Here is a 13,890-nt window from a genome sequence, read left to right on the forward strand (position 1 = left end):
CGTCGTCTCCTCAGTTCTTCTTGGCGGCGGCGGGCGCGGCGGCCGGGGCCAGCATCGCCGCGGGCTTGCGGTCGATCACGGTGCGGTTGGCCGGGGTCAGATAGGTCTTGGCCACGCGCTGTACGTCGGCCGAGGTCACGCCTTCGATCCAGCCCGGAATCTGGTTGACCACCCCGGCATCGCCCCACAGGGTCTGCAGCTTGGCCAGCGCGTCGGCGCGGTCGATGAAGGTCTCCAGGCCGTTGTACCAATTGGCCAGCAGCTGGGTCTTGACCCGCTTCAGCGCGGCATCGTCCACGCCCTGATCGGCGACCTTGGCGATCTCTTCGTCGAACGCCTTGAGCAGCGCGTCGGCGCTGGAGGTGGGCTTGTACAGCGCGTTGACCACGAACAGGGTCGGGCCGTCGTATTCCCACTCGCTGGTCAGGCCGTACAGCAGCTCCATGTTGAGCGCGAGCTCGCGCCCCTTGACCGTGCCCTGATAGAAGCGCGAAGCGTCGCCGTCGGCGAGCAGCGCGCCCAGCACCGCCATCGGCGCCTGGTCCTTGCTGCCGCGGTCGGGCATCTTCCAGCCCACCGCGATCGCCGGCACCTGGGCCAGCGCGTCGGATTGGACGATGCGCTTCTCCTGGGTGTTGAGGCCTTCGCGATAGTCCGGCGCGGCCGGCGTCTTGCGCGCCGGGATCTCGCCGAAGTACTTCTGCGCCAGCGCGAAGCCCTGCTCCGGCGTGATGTCGCCGGCCAGGCCGAGCACGGCGTTGTTGGGGCCGTAATAGTCGCGGTGGAACGCGGCCACGTCCTCGAGGCTGGCGTTCTCCAGGTCCTGGAAGCTGCCGTAGCCGTCGTGGTTGTTCTCCCACTTCTGGAACGCCTGCTGGCCGATGTCGATCCACATGAAGCCGCCGTAGGGCTGGTTCTTCACGTTGACCCGGATCTCTTCCTTGACCACGTCCTGCTGGTTCTTGAGCGTGGTCGGGTTGAAGTCCAGGGTCTTCATGCGGTCGGCTTCGAGCCACAGGATCGGCTCCAGGGCCGAGGCCGGCGCGACTTCGATGTAGTTGGTGAAGTCGGCACGGGTGGAGCCGTTGTTGCGGCCGCCACCGCCGGTGATCACCCGGTCGAACACGCCTTCCTTCGCGTTCGGCGTGCCTTCGAACATCAGGTGCTCGAACAAGTGGGCGAAGCCGGTGCGGTTCTTGGGCTCCAGGCGCATGCCGACGTGGTAGACCACGCTGACGCCGACCGTGGGCGAGGTGTGATCCTCGGACACGACCACGGTCAGACCGTTGTCGAGTTTCTTGACCGCGACCGGCAAGGTCCAGCGATCGGCGTCGGCCGCAAATGCGGCCGAAGTCGTCGTCAGGCCGGCCAGCAGCAGCGCGAGATGGCGCAGGCGCATGGAAGTCTCCGTTTTCCCCAGAAGACGCCCACCCTAACCTTGCCCGGCACCGGCATACCGGGCCAGAAGTCACGTGAAGACGCGGCGCTTAACGCGGACCGGGCGCGATGCGGGAATAAGCTGCAAAATCGCGCGCCGATGCTGGCTGCGCCTGCGCGAATCGCCGACACTGTGCGCCCCCTCGCATGCCCCGAACCCGCCCGATGCCATCGCTGCGCCAAGCCGCACTCGCTCTCGCCCTGTCCCTGGTCGCCATAGGAAATGCCGCCGCCGGCAGCACCGCCGCCGAAGCCCTGCTCCCCGAAGCCAGTGCCTATTCCAGCCGGGACAGCTGGCGCCAGCCGGTGGCGCCGTTCCGCATCGCCGAACGCAGCTGGTACATCGGCACCGCCGGCTTGAGCGCGGTCCTGATCAAGACCGACGCCGGCGCCGTGCTGATCGACACCGGCCTGCCGCAGGCCGGCGACATGCTGCTGAAGCACATGCGCGCACTCGGCGTCGAACCTTCGCAGCTCAAACTGATCCTGCACAGCCACGCCCATATCGACCACATCGGCGCCCTGGCGCAGATACAGCGCGCGACCGGCGCCCAGGTGGTCGGCAACGCCGAGGCCGCGGTGCTGCTGGCGCGCGGCGGCAGCGACGACATCCACTTCGGCGAGGGCATGCTGTTCCCGCCGGTGCAGGTCCAGCGCATCGTCATGGACGGCGAAACCGTCGAGCTCGGCGGCCTGCGCTTCACCGCCCATTTCACCCCGGCGCACACGCCCGGCAGCATCAGCTGGACCTGGGACGACCGCATCGACGGCAAGCCCGCCCACATCGCCTACGCCGACAGTCTGAGCGCGCCCGGCTACCAGTTGGTCGACAACCCGCGCTATCCGCGCATCGCCGACGACTACCGGCGCGGTTTCGCCGCCGTGCGCGCCCTGCCCTGCGACCTGCTGCTAACGCCGCACCCGGACGCCAGCGGCTGGGACCCGGCCGACACCGCCGCCCCGCACAAAACCCCGATGAGCTGCCGCGCCTACGCCGACAAGGCCGAGCGCGCGTTCGACAAGACCCTGGCCGAACAAACCGCCAAGGCCAAGGAAGCCCGCTGATGCCCTACACCCCCATCGTCGCCACCCTGGGCTATGTGCTGTCGCCGGACGGGCGCGAGGCGCTGATGGTCCACCGCAACGCGCGTCCCGACGACCACCAGCTGGGCAAGTACAACGGCCTGGGCGGCAAGCTCGAGCGCGACGAGGACGTGGTGGCGGGCATGCGCCGCGAGATCTTCGAAGAGGCCGGCATCGTCTGCGACGAGCTGCACCTGCGCGGCACCATCAGCTGGCCGGGCTTCGGCAAGCACGGCGAGGACTGGCTGGGTTTCATCTTCACCATCACCCGCTATACCGGCACGCCGTTCGCGAGCAATCCCGAGGGCACGCTGGAATGGGTGCCGCTGGAGCGCCTGCACGACCTGCCGATGTGGGAAGGCGACCGCGAATTCCTGCCGCTGGTGTTCGACGCCGACCCGCGCGCCTTCCACGGCGTGATGCCGTACCGCGACGGCCGCATGCAGTCCTGGCGCTACTCTCGCGCTTGAAGCCGGCGCGCTTGAAGCCGGCGCGCTTGAAGCCGGCGCGCTTGAAGCCGGCGCGCTTGAAGCCGGCGCGCCTGAAACCTCAGCGTCGCGCCTCGGTCGCCATGCGCAGCGCCAGCGCGGCCAGCACCGTGCCCATCAGCCAGCGCTGCACCGACAACCAGGTCGGGTGACGGCCGAGAAACGCGGCCATGGCGCCGGCGCTGATCGCGATCGCCGCGTTGACGGTCACGCTGATCGCGATCTGCAGGCTGCCCAGGGCCACCGACTGCGCCAGCACGCTGCCCTTGGCCGGATCGATGAACTGCGGCAGCAACGACAGATACAGCACCGCCGCCTTGGGATTGAGCAGGTTGGTCATCAGGCCCATCGCGAACAGGCGCCGCGGGCTGTCCTGCGGCAACTCGCGCACCTGGAACGGCGAGCGCCCACCCGGCTTCAGCGCCTGCCAGGCCAGGTAGCCCAGATAGACCGCGCCGGCCATGCGCAGCGCGTCGTAGGCGTAAGGCACCGCCATCACCAGCGCGGTGATGCCCAGCGCCGCGCACAGCATGTAGAACACGAAGCCCAGCGCGACGCCGCCCAGCGAGATCAGGCCCGCCTTGGGCCCCTGGCAGATCGAGCGCGAAATCAGATAGACCATGTTCGGCCCGGGTGCGAGCACCATGCCCAGCGCGATCAGGGCGAAGGCGATCAGATTGGCGGTGTCGGGCATCGCAGGGGCTCCGGGAAGTAACGCGCCGCGCGATCGTCGTGCGGCACGGGATCAGGCGCTGTCCTTGCCGGCCGCCTCGACCGACTCCAGGCCGACGTTGGTCGACGCCGCCTCGTAGACCGCACGGTCGAGCAGGCCGGTTTCCTTGGCCACCAGCACCGGCACCAGCATCTGCCCGGTCACGTTGGTCATGGTGCGCATCATGTCGAGCACGCGGTCGATCGCGTACAGATAGCCGATGGTCTCCAGCGGCAGGCCGGCGGCGCTGAGCACCACCGTCGCCATCACCACCGCCGTGCCCGGCACGCCGGCGGTGCCGAAGCTGCCCAGCACCGAGGCCAGCATGATCACCAGGTACTGCGACAGCGACAGGTCCAGGTCCGCGTACTGGGCGATGAACACCGCCGCCATCGCCGGATAGATCGCGCCGCAGCCGTCCATCTTGATGGTCGCGCCCAGCGGCACCGCGAACGCGGCGTAGTTCTTATCCACGCCCAGGTTGTGGGTAACGCTGCGCAGCGAGACCGGCAGCGCGGCAAAACTCGACGAGGCCACGAACGCGACCTGCATGCCCGGGAACGCGCCGCGGAAGAACTTCAACGGATTCAGCCCGTGCGCCAGCAGCAGCGCGCTGTACACCACCGCGATGTGCAGGCCGCAGGCCAGGTACAGCGCGATCACGAACTTGCCCAGCGGCAGCAGCTTCTCGAAACCGTAGCCGCCGATCAGCGCCGCGATCAGGCCGAAGGTGCCCAGCGGCGTGAACTCCAGCACGAAGCGGGTGATCTGGATCATGGTGTCGCTGGCTTCGCCGGCGAGCTTGCGCAGCCCGGCCACGCGATCGCCCAGCTTGACCAGGGCGAAGCCGATCAGCCCGGCGAAGAAGATCACCTGCAGGACCTTGCCCTCGGCCATGGCATGGAAGGGATTGGACGGCACCACGCCCAGCAGCACGTCGATCGCGGGTGGCACCTCCTTGGGCTTGTAGTCCCCGGCGATCTGCAGCGTGCCCACGCCCTCGCCCGGCGCCACCAGATGCGCGACCGTCAGGCCGACGCCGACCGCGAGCACCGCGGTGAACGCGAACCAGGCGAAGGTGCGCCCGCCCAGCGCGGCCACCGATTTCTGTCCATGCAGGGAGGCGACCGCGTTGATCACCGCGAACAGCACCAGCGGCACCGCGATCATCTTGATCAGGGTCACGTAGAGCTTGCCCAGCGGCCCGAACCAGGTCTCGGCCGCGGGGCCCATCAGCCAGCCGGCGAGCGCGCCGAGCACGAAACCGCCCAGCACCCGTTGCCAGAACGGGATCTTGAACCAGGCCGACACCAGGGTCATGCGCATACCTCGCCGCGACGAACCAGCACCTTAGCCGAGGCGCCCGACCGCGGCGACCCCCGCCGGTGCAACACCGGTATCCCATTCCAGCAACAACCGCAGGTCATAATCGCGGTTTCGTCCGCCACCGGTCCCCGAGATGTCCCGTACGCGCACCGCCTGCCTCGCCCTCGCCGTCACCCTGTCCCTCAGCGCCTGCGCCAGTTCGGCGCCACCGCGTGCCGCCAGCGCCGCCGCCGTGGGCGCCGCGACGCTCGCGGTCGACGTGCCCACCATCCGCCATCCCCAGGACGAAACCCCGCAGTGGTGGTTCCGCGACGGCGCCAGCCAGGCCGCCGCGCGCGGCGCGATGGGCGGCAAGGCCAAGAACGTGATCCTGTTCGTCGGCGACGGCATGAGCCTGACCACGGTGGCCGCCGCGCGCATCTACGAAGGACAGAAGAAGGGCGGCCCGGGCGAGGAGAACCGCCTGAGCTGGGAGCGCTTCCCCTCCACCGCGCTCAGCAAGACCTACAACACCGACTCGCAGACCCCGGACTCGGCCGGCACCATGAGCGCCATGGCCACCGGCGTGAAGACGCGCGCGGGCGTGCTCAGCATCGGCCAGCAGGCCGCGCGCGGCAGCTGCACCGGCGCCCTGGCCGCGCCGATCCTGAGCTTGTGGGAACTCGCCGCCGGCAGCGGCCTGGCCACCGGCGTGGTCACCACCACCCGCGTCACCCACGCCACCCCGGGCGCGACCTTCAGCCATTCGGCCGACCGCAACTGGGAGAACGACGCCGACCTGCCCGAAGACGCCAAGACCGCCGGCTGCCACGACATCGCCCGGCAGATGATCGAATCGCCCTATGGCAACGGCCCGGACGTGCTGATGGGCGGCGGCCGCACCAACTTCATGACCGTCGAGCAGCGCGATCCCGAGTACGACGACAAGGTCGGCCAGCGCCTCGACGGCCGCGACCTGATCGCGAGCTGGAAGCAGCGGCACCCGGACGGAAGCTACGTCTGGAACGCCAAGCAGTTCGCGGCCGCGCCGGCCGGCAAGCCGCTGCTGGGCCTGTTCGAACCCGACCACATGCAGTTCGATCACGACCGCCCCAAGGACGGCGCCGGCGAACCCAGCCTGGCCGAGATGACCCGCGCCGCGATCGCGCGCCTCAACCGCCTCAGCGCCGACAAGGGCGACAGCGGCTGGGTGCTGCTGGTCGAGGGCGGCCGCATCGACCACGCCCACCACTACGGCAACGCCTACCGCGCGCTCACCGAAACCGTCGCCCTCAGCGACGCGGTGCGCGCCGCCAGCGAAGCGACCTCCGCCGACGACACCCTGATCCTGGTCACCGCCGACCATTCGCACACACTCAGCTTCGTCGGCTATCCGGTGCGCGGCAATCCGATCCTGGGCAAGGTGCGCGGCACCAGCGGCGAAGACGGCGACGCCGCCGACTACGCGCGCGACTCGCTGGGCATGCCCTACACCACCCTCAACTACAGCAACGGCCCCGGCTACGTCGGCGCCAGCGCGCAGCAGCCCGAAGGCCCCAAGCGCTTCCTGCACACCGCCAGCGGCACCCAGCAGGCCGAGCACGGCCGCCCGGATCTGACCAAGGTGGACACCGAAAATCCCGACTACCTGCAGGAATCGCTGGTGCCGACCAGCAACGAATCCCACGGCGGCGACGACGTCGGCATCTGGGCCCGAGGCCCCGGCAGCGACGCGGTGCGCGGCAGCGTCGAACAGAACACGATCTTCCACTTCATGCTGCAAGCCATGCCGAAGCTGCGCGCGGCGCTGTGCGCCAAGGGCGACTGCGATGCGCAGCAGGTGCCGGTGACGCTGCCCAAGCCGGAAGATTTCAAGAGTCGCTGAGAGTCTCGCGGCGCATCGGGGGCACTCCCCGAACCCAGCCTGACCGCATCGCGGTCGGGCGTTGGGTGCAACGCGAGTCGATGGCGCGCGAGTGTGCACCCCACCCGTTTTCGTGGGGATGACAACCAAAGGCGTCCTTAGCTTCGATGGCCACTACGCGCGCACCTGCGGTTCCGTCCTAAAGGCACTGGATCCCCGCCTTCGCGGGGATGACGGCAAAAGCAGAGCCGAGCTGTACCAGCGGTTGCCGTTGCCGTTGCCGTTGCCGCGGCATTTGAATCCAAAAGCAACGCACTCACCCGACCAACCGTAGACCCGTAGGGCGGCGCGCAGGACGCGCGCCGTTTTTCGAATGGACAGGGATGTCCATTCGAAAAATCCCGGCGAAAGCCCAGAACTCGCAGGGGAGGGTTGGTCACGCTAGCCCTTCTCTTTGGTTACGTTCTCTTGGGCTAGCAAGAGAAAGTAACCCGCATGCGCAGCAGGCGGAAGCCTTTGACTTCCGTGAAGAACCCGCGCAAAGCAAAGCAAAAGCAAATCCTCCCNTCGCAGGGGAGGGTTGGTCACGCTAGCCCTTCTCTTTGGTTACGTTCTCTTGGGCTAGCAAGAGAAAGTAACCCGCATGCGCAGCAGGCGGAAGCCTTTGATCTTCGGTCAGAAGAGGCGACAGCAAAGCAAAAGCAAATCCTCCCCAACCCTCCTTTGACAAAGGAGGGAGCTAAGAGCTAAGGGCTAGGAGCTAAGAGCAAGCGGTCGGCGTTCGGTCGCACTCGAACCTGCGGTTCGTACGCGCGCGCCTAGAACGGCTTGGCCAACACCAGATACACCACGCCGACCAGCAACAACACCGGCAGCTCATTGAACAAACGCAGCGTCCTAGAGCCAGGCAGCGCCCGCCCCTTATCGACCCTCTTGAGCCAGCGCCCGGACACGATGTAGTGCCCCAGCATCAACACCACCAGCGTCAACTTGGCATGTAGCCACTCCCCGGTGATGCCGAAATGCAGCCATAAGGTCAGTCCCAGCAGCGCCGCCAGCCCGAACATGATGTGACCGAAGCGATACAGGCGCCGGCCCATCAACACCAGGCGCGCCCGCACCGCCGGCTCGTCGCCGACTTCGGCCAGATTGACCAGGATCCGCGGCAGATAGAACACCCCGGCCATCCATGCCATCACGAACACGACATGGGCGGTCTTGGTCCAGAAATACGCATTCATCGCAGGCTTCCTGTGGGTGGCGGTTGCGGGCCGGGCGCGCGGCCGCGCTAGGATGCCACGCCGCCGCCCGCGGACGACGCCACCGCCCCGATGCAGGACACGATGAGCAAACAGTACGACCGCGACTACTTCCAACGCTGGTACCGCGACCCCGAGATCGGCGGCCGCGCGCGCCTGGAGCGCAAGGTCGCCCTGGCCGTGGCCAGCGCCGAATACCATCTGGAGCGCCCGATCCGCAGCGTGCTCGACATCGGCGCCGGCGAGGCCGCCTGGCGTGCGCCGCTGCTGAAGTTGCGCCCGAAGCTGCGCTACCTGGGCTTCGACAGCAGCGAGTACGCGGTCGCCCGCCACGGCGCGCGCCGCAACCTGCACTACGCGCATTTCGGCGATTTCGAGACCCTGCGCCCCTGCCCGCCGGTCGACCTGCTGGTGTGCAGCGACGTGCTGCACTACCTGACCCCGCGCGAACTCGAACGCGGCCTGCCCGGGCTGGCCGAGCTCTGCGGCGGGGTCGCGTTCCTGGAGACCTTCACCCGCGAGGACGGCGTCGACGGCGACACGGTCGGCTTCAAGCGCCGCCCGGCCCGCTATTACCGCGAACGCTTCCAGGCGGTCGGCTTCGCCCCGCTGGGCTCGCATCTGTGGCTGGCCCCCGGGCTGCGCGAAGGCGCGGCCGCCCTGGAAACCGCGGGCTGAACGCCGACCCCGGCTTAACCCCGGGCCCTCCGCTATCGGCTATGCTGCGCCGCAGCAAACCGCCGTTCGCTCACCGTCGTTCCTGGGGATCCGCCCGATGCTGCTTTACCAGATGCACGAACTCGGCCGCGCCTGGCTGGCGCCGATGACCTACTGGGCCGATGCCGGCTCCAAGATGTTCGCCGCCCCCGGCAGCTGGCTGTCCACCGTGCCCGGCGCCTCGCGCGTGGCCGCGGGCTACGAGTTGCTGTACCGGATCGGCAAGGACTACGAGAAGCCCGAGTTCGGCATCCACTCGCTGCAGATCGACGGCGACACCTACCCGGTGATCGAGCGCGAGATGAAGCGCAAGCCGTTCTGCCGCCTGCTGCGCTTCAAGCGCTACGCCGACGACGCCGACAACATCGCCGAGCTCAAGGACGATCCGCCGGTGCTGGTGGTCGCGCCGCTGTCGGGCCACCACAGCACCCTGCTGCGCGACACCGTCAAGACCCTGCTGCGCGACCACAAGGTCTACATCACCGACTGGATCGACGCGCGCATGGTGCCGGCCAGCGAGGGCGCCTTCACCCTCGACGACTACGTCGCCTACATCCAGGAATTCATCCGTCTGATCGGCGCCGAGAAGCTGCACGTGATCAGCGTCTGCCAGCCGACCGTGCCGGTGCTGGCGGCGGTGTCGCTGATGGCCGCGCGCGGCGAAACCACGCCGCGTTCGCTGGTGATGATGGGCGGCCCGATCGACACCCGCGAAAGCCCGACCCAGGTCAACGACCTGGCCGTGCACAAGCCGCTGTGGTGGTTCGAGGGCAACCTGATCCATCACGTGCCGGCCAACTACCCCGGCAGCGGCCGCCGCGTGTATCCGGGCTTCCTCCAGCACAGCGGCTTCGTGGCCATGAATCCGGAGCGCCACTTCCAGTCGCACTGGGATTTCTATCAGGACCTGCTCAAGGGCGACCTCGAGGACGCGGCCTCGCACCGGCGCTTCTACGACGAGTACAACGCCGTGCTCGACATGCCGGCCGAGTACTACCTCGACACCATCCGCGTCGTGTTCCAGGAACATCTGCTGCCGCGCGGCCTGTGGGACGTGGCCGGCGAGCGCGTGAACCCCGCCGCGATCGGCAAGACCGCGCTGCTGACCATCGAAGGCGAGCTCGACGACATCTCCGGCCAGGGCCAGACCCGCGCCGCGCACCGCCTGTGCACCGGCATCGCCGAGGCCGACCATCAGCATATCGAGGTCAAGGGCGCGGGCCACTACGGCATCTTCAGCGGCCGCCGCTGGCGCGAGCAGGTGTATCCGCAGGTACGCGACTTCATCGCCAAGTACGCGGCGTAAGGGCTAGCGACCCTCCCCTCTCTTCCGCTGTGCGGGAGAGTGGACATAACGAAGGCCCGGCGGAGCGATCCATCGGGCCTTCGCTTTTTCGCCATGCGCATGCCACGACAACCGCATCATCCGCATGCTGGCTACCCCGCGACGATGCGGTTCGCTTTCGCTCACCGCATCCTACGACAGGCAATTGCGGATCGGTTGTTCCCGCCTCTTCCTTGCCGTTGCTGTTGCATTCAAATCCCAAAGCCACGCACTCGCACGACCAACCGTAGACCCGAAGGGCGGCGCGCAGGACGCGCGCCGTTTTTCGAATGGACAGGGATGTCCATTCGAAAAATCCCGGTGCAGGCACCGCGCTCGCAGGGGAGGGTTGGTCACGCTAACCCTTCTCTTTGGTTACTTTCTCTTGGGTTAGCAAGAGAAAGTGACCCGCATGCGCAGCAGGCGGAAGCCTTTGACCTTCGGTCAGAAGAAGCGACAGCAAAGCAACAGCAAATCCTCCCCAACCCGCCCGGCCAACAGGCATAGCCTGCCGGCGTTCACCCGTGCACGAACCTGCGGTTCGTAAGCCACACGGCTTCACCCTTTTACAAAGGAGGGAGCTACAAGCAAGAGCCTGCCGGCATTCAGCCGTGCTCGAACCTGCGGTTCGTAAGCCGCACGGCTTCACCCTTTGATAAAGGAGGGAGTCAAAGGCAGAAAAGCCTTCGCTGAGGCCTCACCCTTTGTTGGGTGGGTCAAGAGGGACTCGCTTAGCCTCAAAAACGACGAAGGCCTGGCGGAACGATCCGCCAGACCTTCGCGTTTTACCTACGCTCCGCTCAGTTGTACTGCGAAGACTTCACCAGCAGATGCTTGGCCAGCGCACCGTGGAAGATCGCGACGCCGCGGGCGATGTGCAGGGTCACGAACAGCAGCACCACGCCCAGGGCCACCGACAGCGGCCAGGTCCACGGCGCCGAGTGCATCACGTTGACGCTGTCGATCCAGAAACCGGCCTGATGGCTGCCCAGCAGCACCGCGATCGGCGCCAGGATCAGCGACAGCGACACGCTCAGGCCGGTCACCGCGATGGTGAAGTAGAGGATGCCCAGCGGCATCATCAGTAGCATGTACAGCAGCGTGCCCCAGGTGCGCGGATCGACGAACATGTCCTTGATGCGGTCGAACAGCGGCTTGCCGCGTCCGCTGTACAAGGGCCTGCGCGGCATGCGCTCGCCCAGCATCACCTCGACCAGGCGCCCCTCGACCAGCGACAGCACCCGCACCGAGCCCAGGAACAGGATCACGAACGGAATGCCGATGATCAGCAATGCCAGGCCCGCCGACAGCGAGGCGCCGGTGACCACCCAGGTGAAGTAGAAGATGCCGGTGGCCAGCGACAGCAGCATGTAGAACAGCGCCGCGTAGGTGCGCGGCTCGGCGATCACGCCGAAGAACTGGCCCAGCGCCGACTTGCGCGGCTGCGGCCGCGGCGTGCGCAAGGCGGTCTGCACCGTGACCTCGGTGTCGCGGTAGATTTCGGCGACCTCGTCGGGCGCGCCGTAGCTGCCGGCGACCGAGGCGATCACGTCGGCCTCGCTCTTGCCGGGATTCTCGGCCATCTCCGAGCGCAGGTATTCCTCGGCGTCGTACAGCGCGTCCTGGACCAGGGCCGGGTCGGCGCCGCCCAGCGCCGCGCGCAAGCGCTCCAGGTAATCGGGGATCGAAGTCGGAAGCGGAGTGGCGTGGCTGGCGTTCATACGGACGGTCCTTCAAGGACGGAATCGACGGAATCTCGGGTGGCGCGCCAGGCCGCGGTCCATTCGTGCAGGACCTCGCGACCGGCGTCGGTGATGCGGTAGTAGCGGCGCGGCGGTCCCGACACCGAGGGCTCGACGTGGCTGTCGAGCAGGCCGGCGGCGCCCAGGTTGCGCAGCACCGGATACAGCGCGCTCTGCTTGCCGCTGAGCACGCCCTCGCCTTCGCGCTCCAGGCGCTTGGCGATCTGATAGCCGTACATCGGCTCCTGCGCGCCGCCGAGCACGGCCAGCAAAGCCAGCGACACGGTGCCGGCGCTGAGCTCTTTCTGGAACTTGCGGAGATGGAGTTCTAGGTCGGTCATGGCCCGGTCCTACTAGCTTGGTGTCCACAGTAGTGCGAACTTCGCTATACCGCGCATGCCATTAGTAACTAGGCCTTACTACCGCTCCCGATCGGCCGCCGCGCTACCCTGCCGGTCCCGCCGATACGGAGTCCGCCATGGACCTGCCCCGCCCCGGTCCCGCGCATGCGCGGCTGATGCGTCTGGCCGGCCGCTGGAGCGGCGAGGAGCAGCTTTCGCCTTCGCCCTGGGGCCCCGGCGGCCGCGCGATCGGACGCAGCCAATGCCGGCCCTCGCTGGACGGCATGGCCCTGATCCAGGACTACGAGGAGGAGCGCGACGGCCAGGTCGTGTTCCGCGGCCATGGCGTGTTCCTGGTCGAACCCGGCAGCCAGGCCGTGCTGTGGTGGTGGTTCGACAGCATGGGCTTCCCGCCCGAACCCGCGCGCGGCGACTGGGACGGCGAGGTGCTGCGCCTGGAGAAGACCACTGCGCGCGGCGAAGCGCGCTACCGCTACGAGTTCGGTCAGGATCGCTACCGCTTCGTGATCGAGAACCGCTTTCCGGGCCAGGACGAGTTCACCGAATTCATGCGCGGCGACTACACTCGCTCGACCTGAAGGGGAGAACCTACGATGCGTTCGAAGCCGTACTCGTCCAAGCCCTCGGCGTGGCTGTCGCCGCTGCTGATCGCCGCGACCCTGTCCCTGCCGCTGGCCGCCGCGGCCGCCGACGCGGCCAAGCCGCGCTCGATGCAGGAGATCCTCGACGCCACCAAGCCCACCGACTGGCGGGCGCTGGATCCGCGCGACACCCTCTACCTCAATCTGCCGCGCGGCCGCGTGGTGATCGAGCTGGCGCCCGACTTCGCGCCCGCCCACGTCGCGAACATCCGTGCGCTCGCGCGCAACGGCTATTGGAACGGGCTGAGCATCAACCGCTCGCAGGACAACTTCGTCGTGCAATGGGGCGATCCGGCCGAGGACGACAAGAGCCGCAAGCCGCTGGGCAAGGGCACCAAGGCCAAGCTGCCGGCGGAATTCGCGCGCAGCAGCGACAAGCTGCCCTTCCACGTCCTGCCCGACCCGGACGGCTGGGCGCCGCAGGTCGGCTTCGCCGACGGTTTCCCGGCCGCGCGCGATACCTCGGCCAAGTCGGCCTGGCTCGCGCATTGCTACGGCATGGTCGGCGCCGGCCGCGACGTCGCCGCCGATTCCAGCAACGGCACCGAACTGTACGTGGTGATCGGCCAGTCGCCGCGCCAGCTCGACCGCAACATCACCGTGGTCGGCCGCGTGGTCCAGGGCATGGAGCTGCTGTCGGTGCTGCCGCGCGGCACCGGCGCGCTGGGCTTCTACGAGAATCCGGCCCAACGCGTGCCGATCGCCTCGATCCGCCTGGCCGCCGACCTGCCCAAGAAGGATCGGGTCGGGATCGAAGTGCTGCGCACCGACAGCGCCGCCTTCGACGAGATCATCGAGTCGCGCCGCAACCGCCGCGACGAGTGGTACAAGCAGCCGGCCGGCCACATCGACCTGTGCAACGTGCCGCTGCCCACGCGCGAAGTCAGCGAAAAGGCCCCGGCCGCCAAGCCCGCCAAACCCGCCAAGGGCAAGGCCAAGTAAGCCGCGCGCCGCCG

Annotated in this window: 14 protein-coding genes; 8 read left to right on the forward strand and 6 right to left on the reverse strand. The window is 68.0% G+C overall.

The features are described 5' to 3' along the window. Positions 1 to 10: 10 nt before the first annotated feature. A complete protein-coding gene (locus tag ASE43_RS18125; RefSeq protein WP_057161429.1) occupies positions 11 to 1,399 on the reverse strand; it encodes a pitrilysin family protein in 1,389 nt (462 codons plus the stop codon). Positions 1,400 to 1,602: 203 nt separating this feature from the next. Here ASE43_RS18125 and bla point away from each other — a divergent pair, with 203 nt between their 5' ends. Beyond that, positions 1,603 to 2,502, forward strand: coding sequence for a subclass B3 metallo-beta-lactamase (gene bla, locus ASE43_RS18130; protein ID WP_157500053.1), 900 nt, complete (start codon positions 1,603 to 1,605; stop codon positions 2,500 to 2,502). After that, on the forward strand, positions 2,502 to 2,990 hold the full coding sequence (locus ASE43_RS18135) for an 8-oxo-dGTP diphosphatase (protein WP_057161430.1): 489 nt from the start codon (positions 2,502 to 2,504) through the stop codon (positions 2,988 to 2,990). Before bla ends, ASE43_RS18135 begins: the two co-directional genes overlap by 1 nt. Positions 2,991 to 3,069: 79 nt before the next feature. Here ASE43_RS18135 and ASE43_RS18140 read toward each other — a convergent pair whose 3' ends face one another. Further along, on the reverse strand, positions 3,070 to 3,702 hold the full coding sequence (locus ASE43_RS18140; protein ID WP_057161431.1) for a LysE family translocator: 633 nt from the start codon (positions 3,700 to 3,702) through the stop codon (positions 3,070 to 3,072). Positions 3,703 to 3,753: 51 nt separating this feature from the next. Next, positions 3,754 to 5,040: a dicarboxylate/amino acid:cation symporter gene (locus tag ASE43_RS18145; RefSeq protein ID WP_057161527.1), complete on the reverse strand. Its 1,287-nt coding sequence runs from the start codon at positions 5,038 to 5,040 to the stop codon at positions 3,754 to 3,756. Between the two features lie 139 nt (positions 5,041 to 5,179). On the opposite strand from ASE43_RS18145, the gene ASE43_RS18150 reads away from it, so the two are divergent. Both ASE43_RS18150 and ASE43_RS22720 read left to right on the forward strand, forming a co-directional pair. Further along, entirely contained in the window at positions 5,180 to 6,910 is a 1,731-nt protein-coding gene (locus tag ASE43_RS18150; protein ID WP_057161432.1) for an alkaline phosphatase, read from the forward strand. 362 nt (positions 6,911 to 7,272) lie between these two features. Further along, a partial coding sequence (locus tag ASE43_RS22720) for a hypothetical protein (RefSeq protein WP_235568793.1) occupies positions 7,273 to 7,455 on the forward strand: 183 nt, incomplete at its 3' end. A 252-nt stretch (positions 7,456 to 7,707) separates the two neighbouring features. Here the strand turns inward: ASE43_RS22720 and ASE43_RS18155 are convergent. Continuing rightward, a complete protein-coding gene (locus ASE43_RS18155) occupies positions 7,708 to 8,130 on the reverse strand; it encodes a CopD family protein (RefSeq protein WP_057161433.1) in 423 nt (140 codons plus the stop codon). Between the two features lie 102 nt (positions 8,131 to 8,232). On the opposite strand from ASE43_RS18155, the gene ASE43_RS18160 reads away from it, so the two are divergent. Beyond that, the gene (locus tag ASE43_RS18160) at positions 8,233 to 8,826 is read left to right on the forward strand and encodes a class I SAM-dependent methyltransferase (RefSeq protein WP_057161528.1); all 594 of its coding nucleotides are present in this window, start codon (positions 8,233 to 8,235) and stop codon (positions 8,824 to 8,826) included. Positions 8,827 to 8,926: 100 nt separating this feature from the next. Then, the gene (gene phaZ, locus ASE43_RS18165; protein WP_056176353.1) at positions 8,927 to 10,171 is read left to right on the forward strand and encodes a polyhydroxyalkanoate depolymerase; all 1,245 of its coding nucleotides are present in this window, start codon (positions 8,927 to 8,929) and stop codon (positions 10,169 to 10,171) included. 818 nt (positions 10,172 to 10,989) lie between these two features. Here phaZ and ASE43_RS18170 read toward each other — a convergent pair. Further along, on the reverse strand, positions 10,990 to 11,910 hold the full coding sequence (locus ASE43_RS18170) for a sensor domain-containing protein (RefSeq protein ID WP_056172725.1): 921 nt from the start codon (positions 11,908 to 11,910) through the stop codon (positions 10,990 to 10,992). After that, positions 11,907 to 12,272 (reverse strand): PadR family transcriptional regulator, encoded by a 366-nt coding sequence (locus ASE43_RS18175; protein WP_056172722.1) that lies wholly within the window; start codon positions 12,270 to 12,272, stop codon positions 11,907 to 11,909. The genes ASE43_RS18170 and ASE43_RS18175 overlap by 4 nt, the downstream gene beginning before the upstream one ends. A gap of 137 nt (positions 12,273 to 12,409) precedes the next feature. On the opposite strand from ASE43_RS18175, the gene ASE43_RS18180 reads away from it, so the two are divergent. Together ASE43_RS18180 and ASE43_RS18185 are read left to right on the forward strand one after the other, a co-directional pair. Continuing rightward, positions 12,410 to 12,871, forward strand: a complete 462-nt coding sequence (locus ASE43_RS18180) for a DUF1579 family protein (protein WP_057161434.1) — start codon at positions 12,410 to 12,412, stop codon at positions 12,869 to 12,871. Between the two features lie 132 nt (positions 12,872 to 13,003). Beyond that, positions 13,004 to 13,876: a peptidylprolyl isomerase gene (locus ASE43_RS18185; RefSeq protein WP_235567164.1), complete on the forward strand. Its 873-nt coding sequence runs from the start codon at positions 13,004 to 13,006 to the stop codon at positions 13,874 to 13,876. The last annotated feature ends 14 nt before the right edge of the window (positions 13,877 to 13,890 follow it).

This window comes from Lysobacter sp. Root983, assembly GCF_001429345.1.
In the GTDB taxonomy this organism is placed as follows: Bacteria; Pseudomonadota; Gammaproteobacteria; order Xanthomonadales; family Xanthomonadaceae; genus Lysobacter.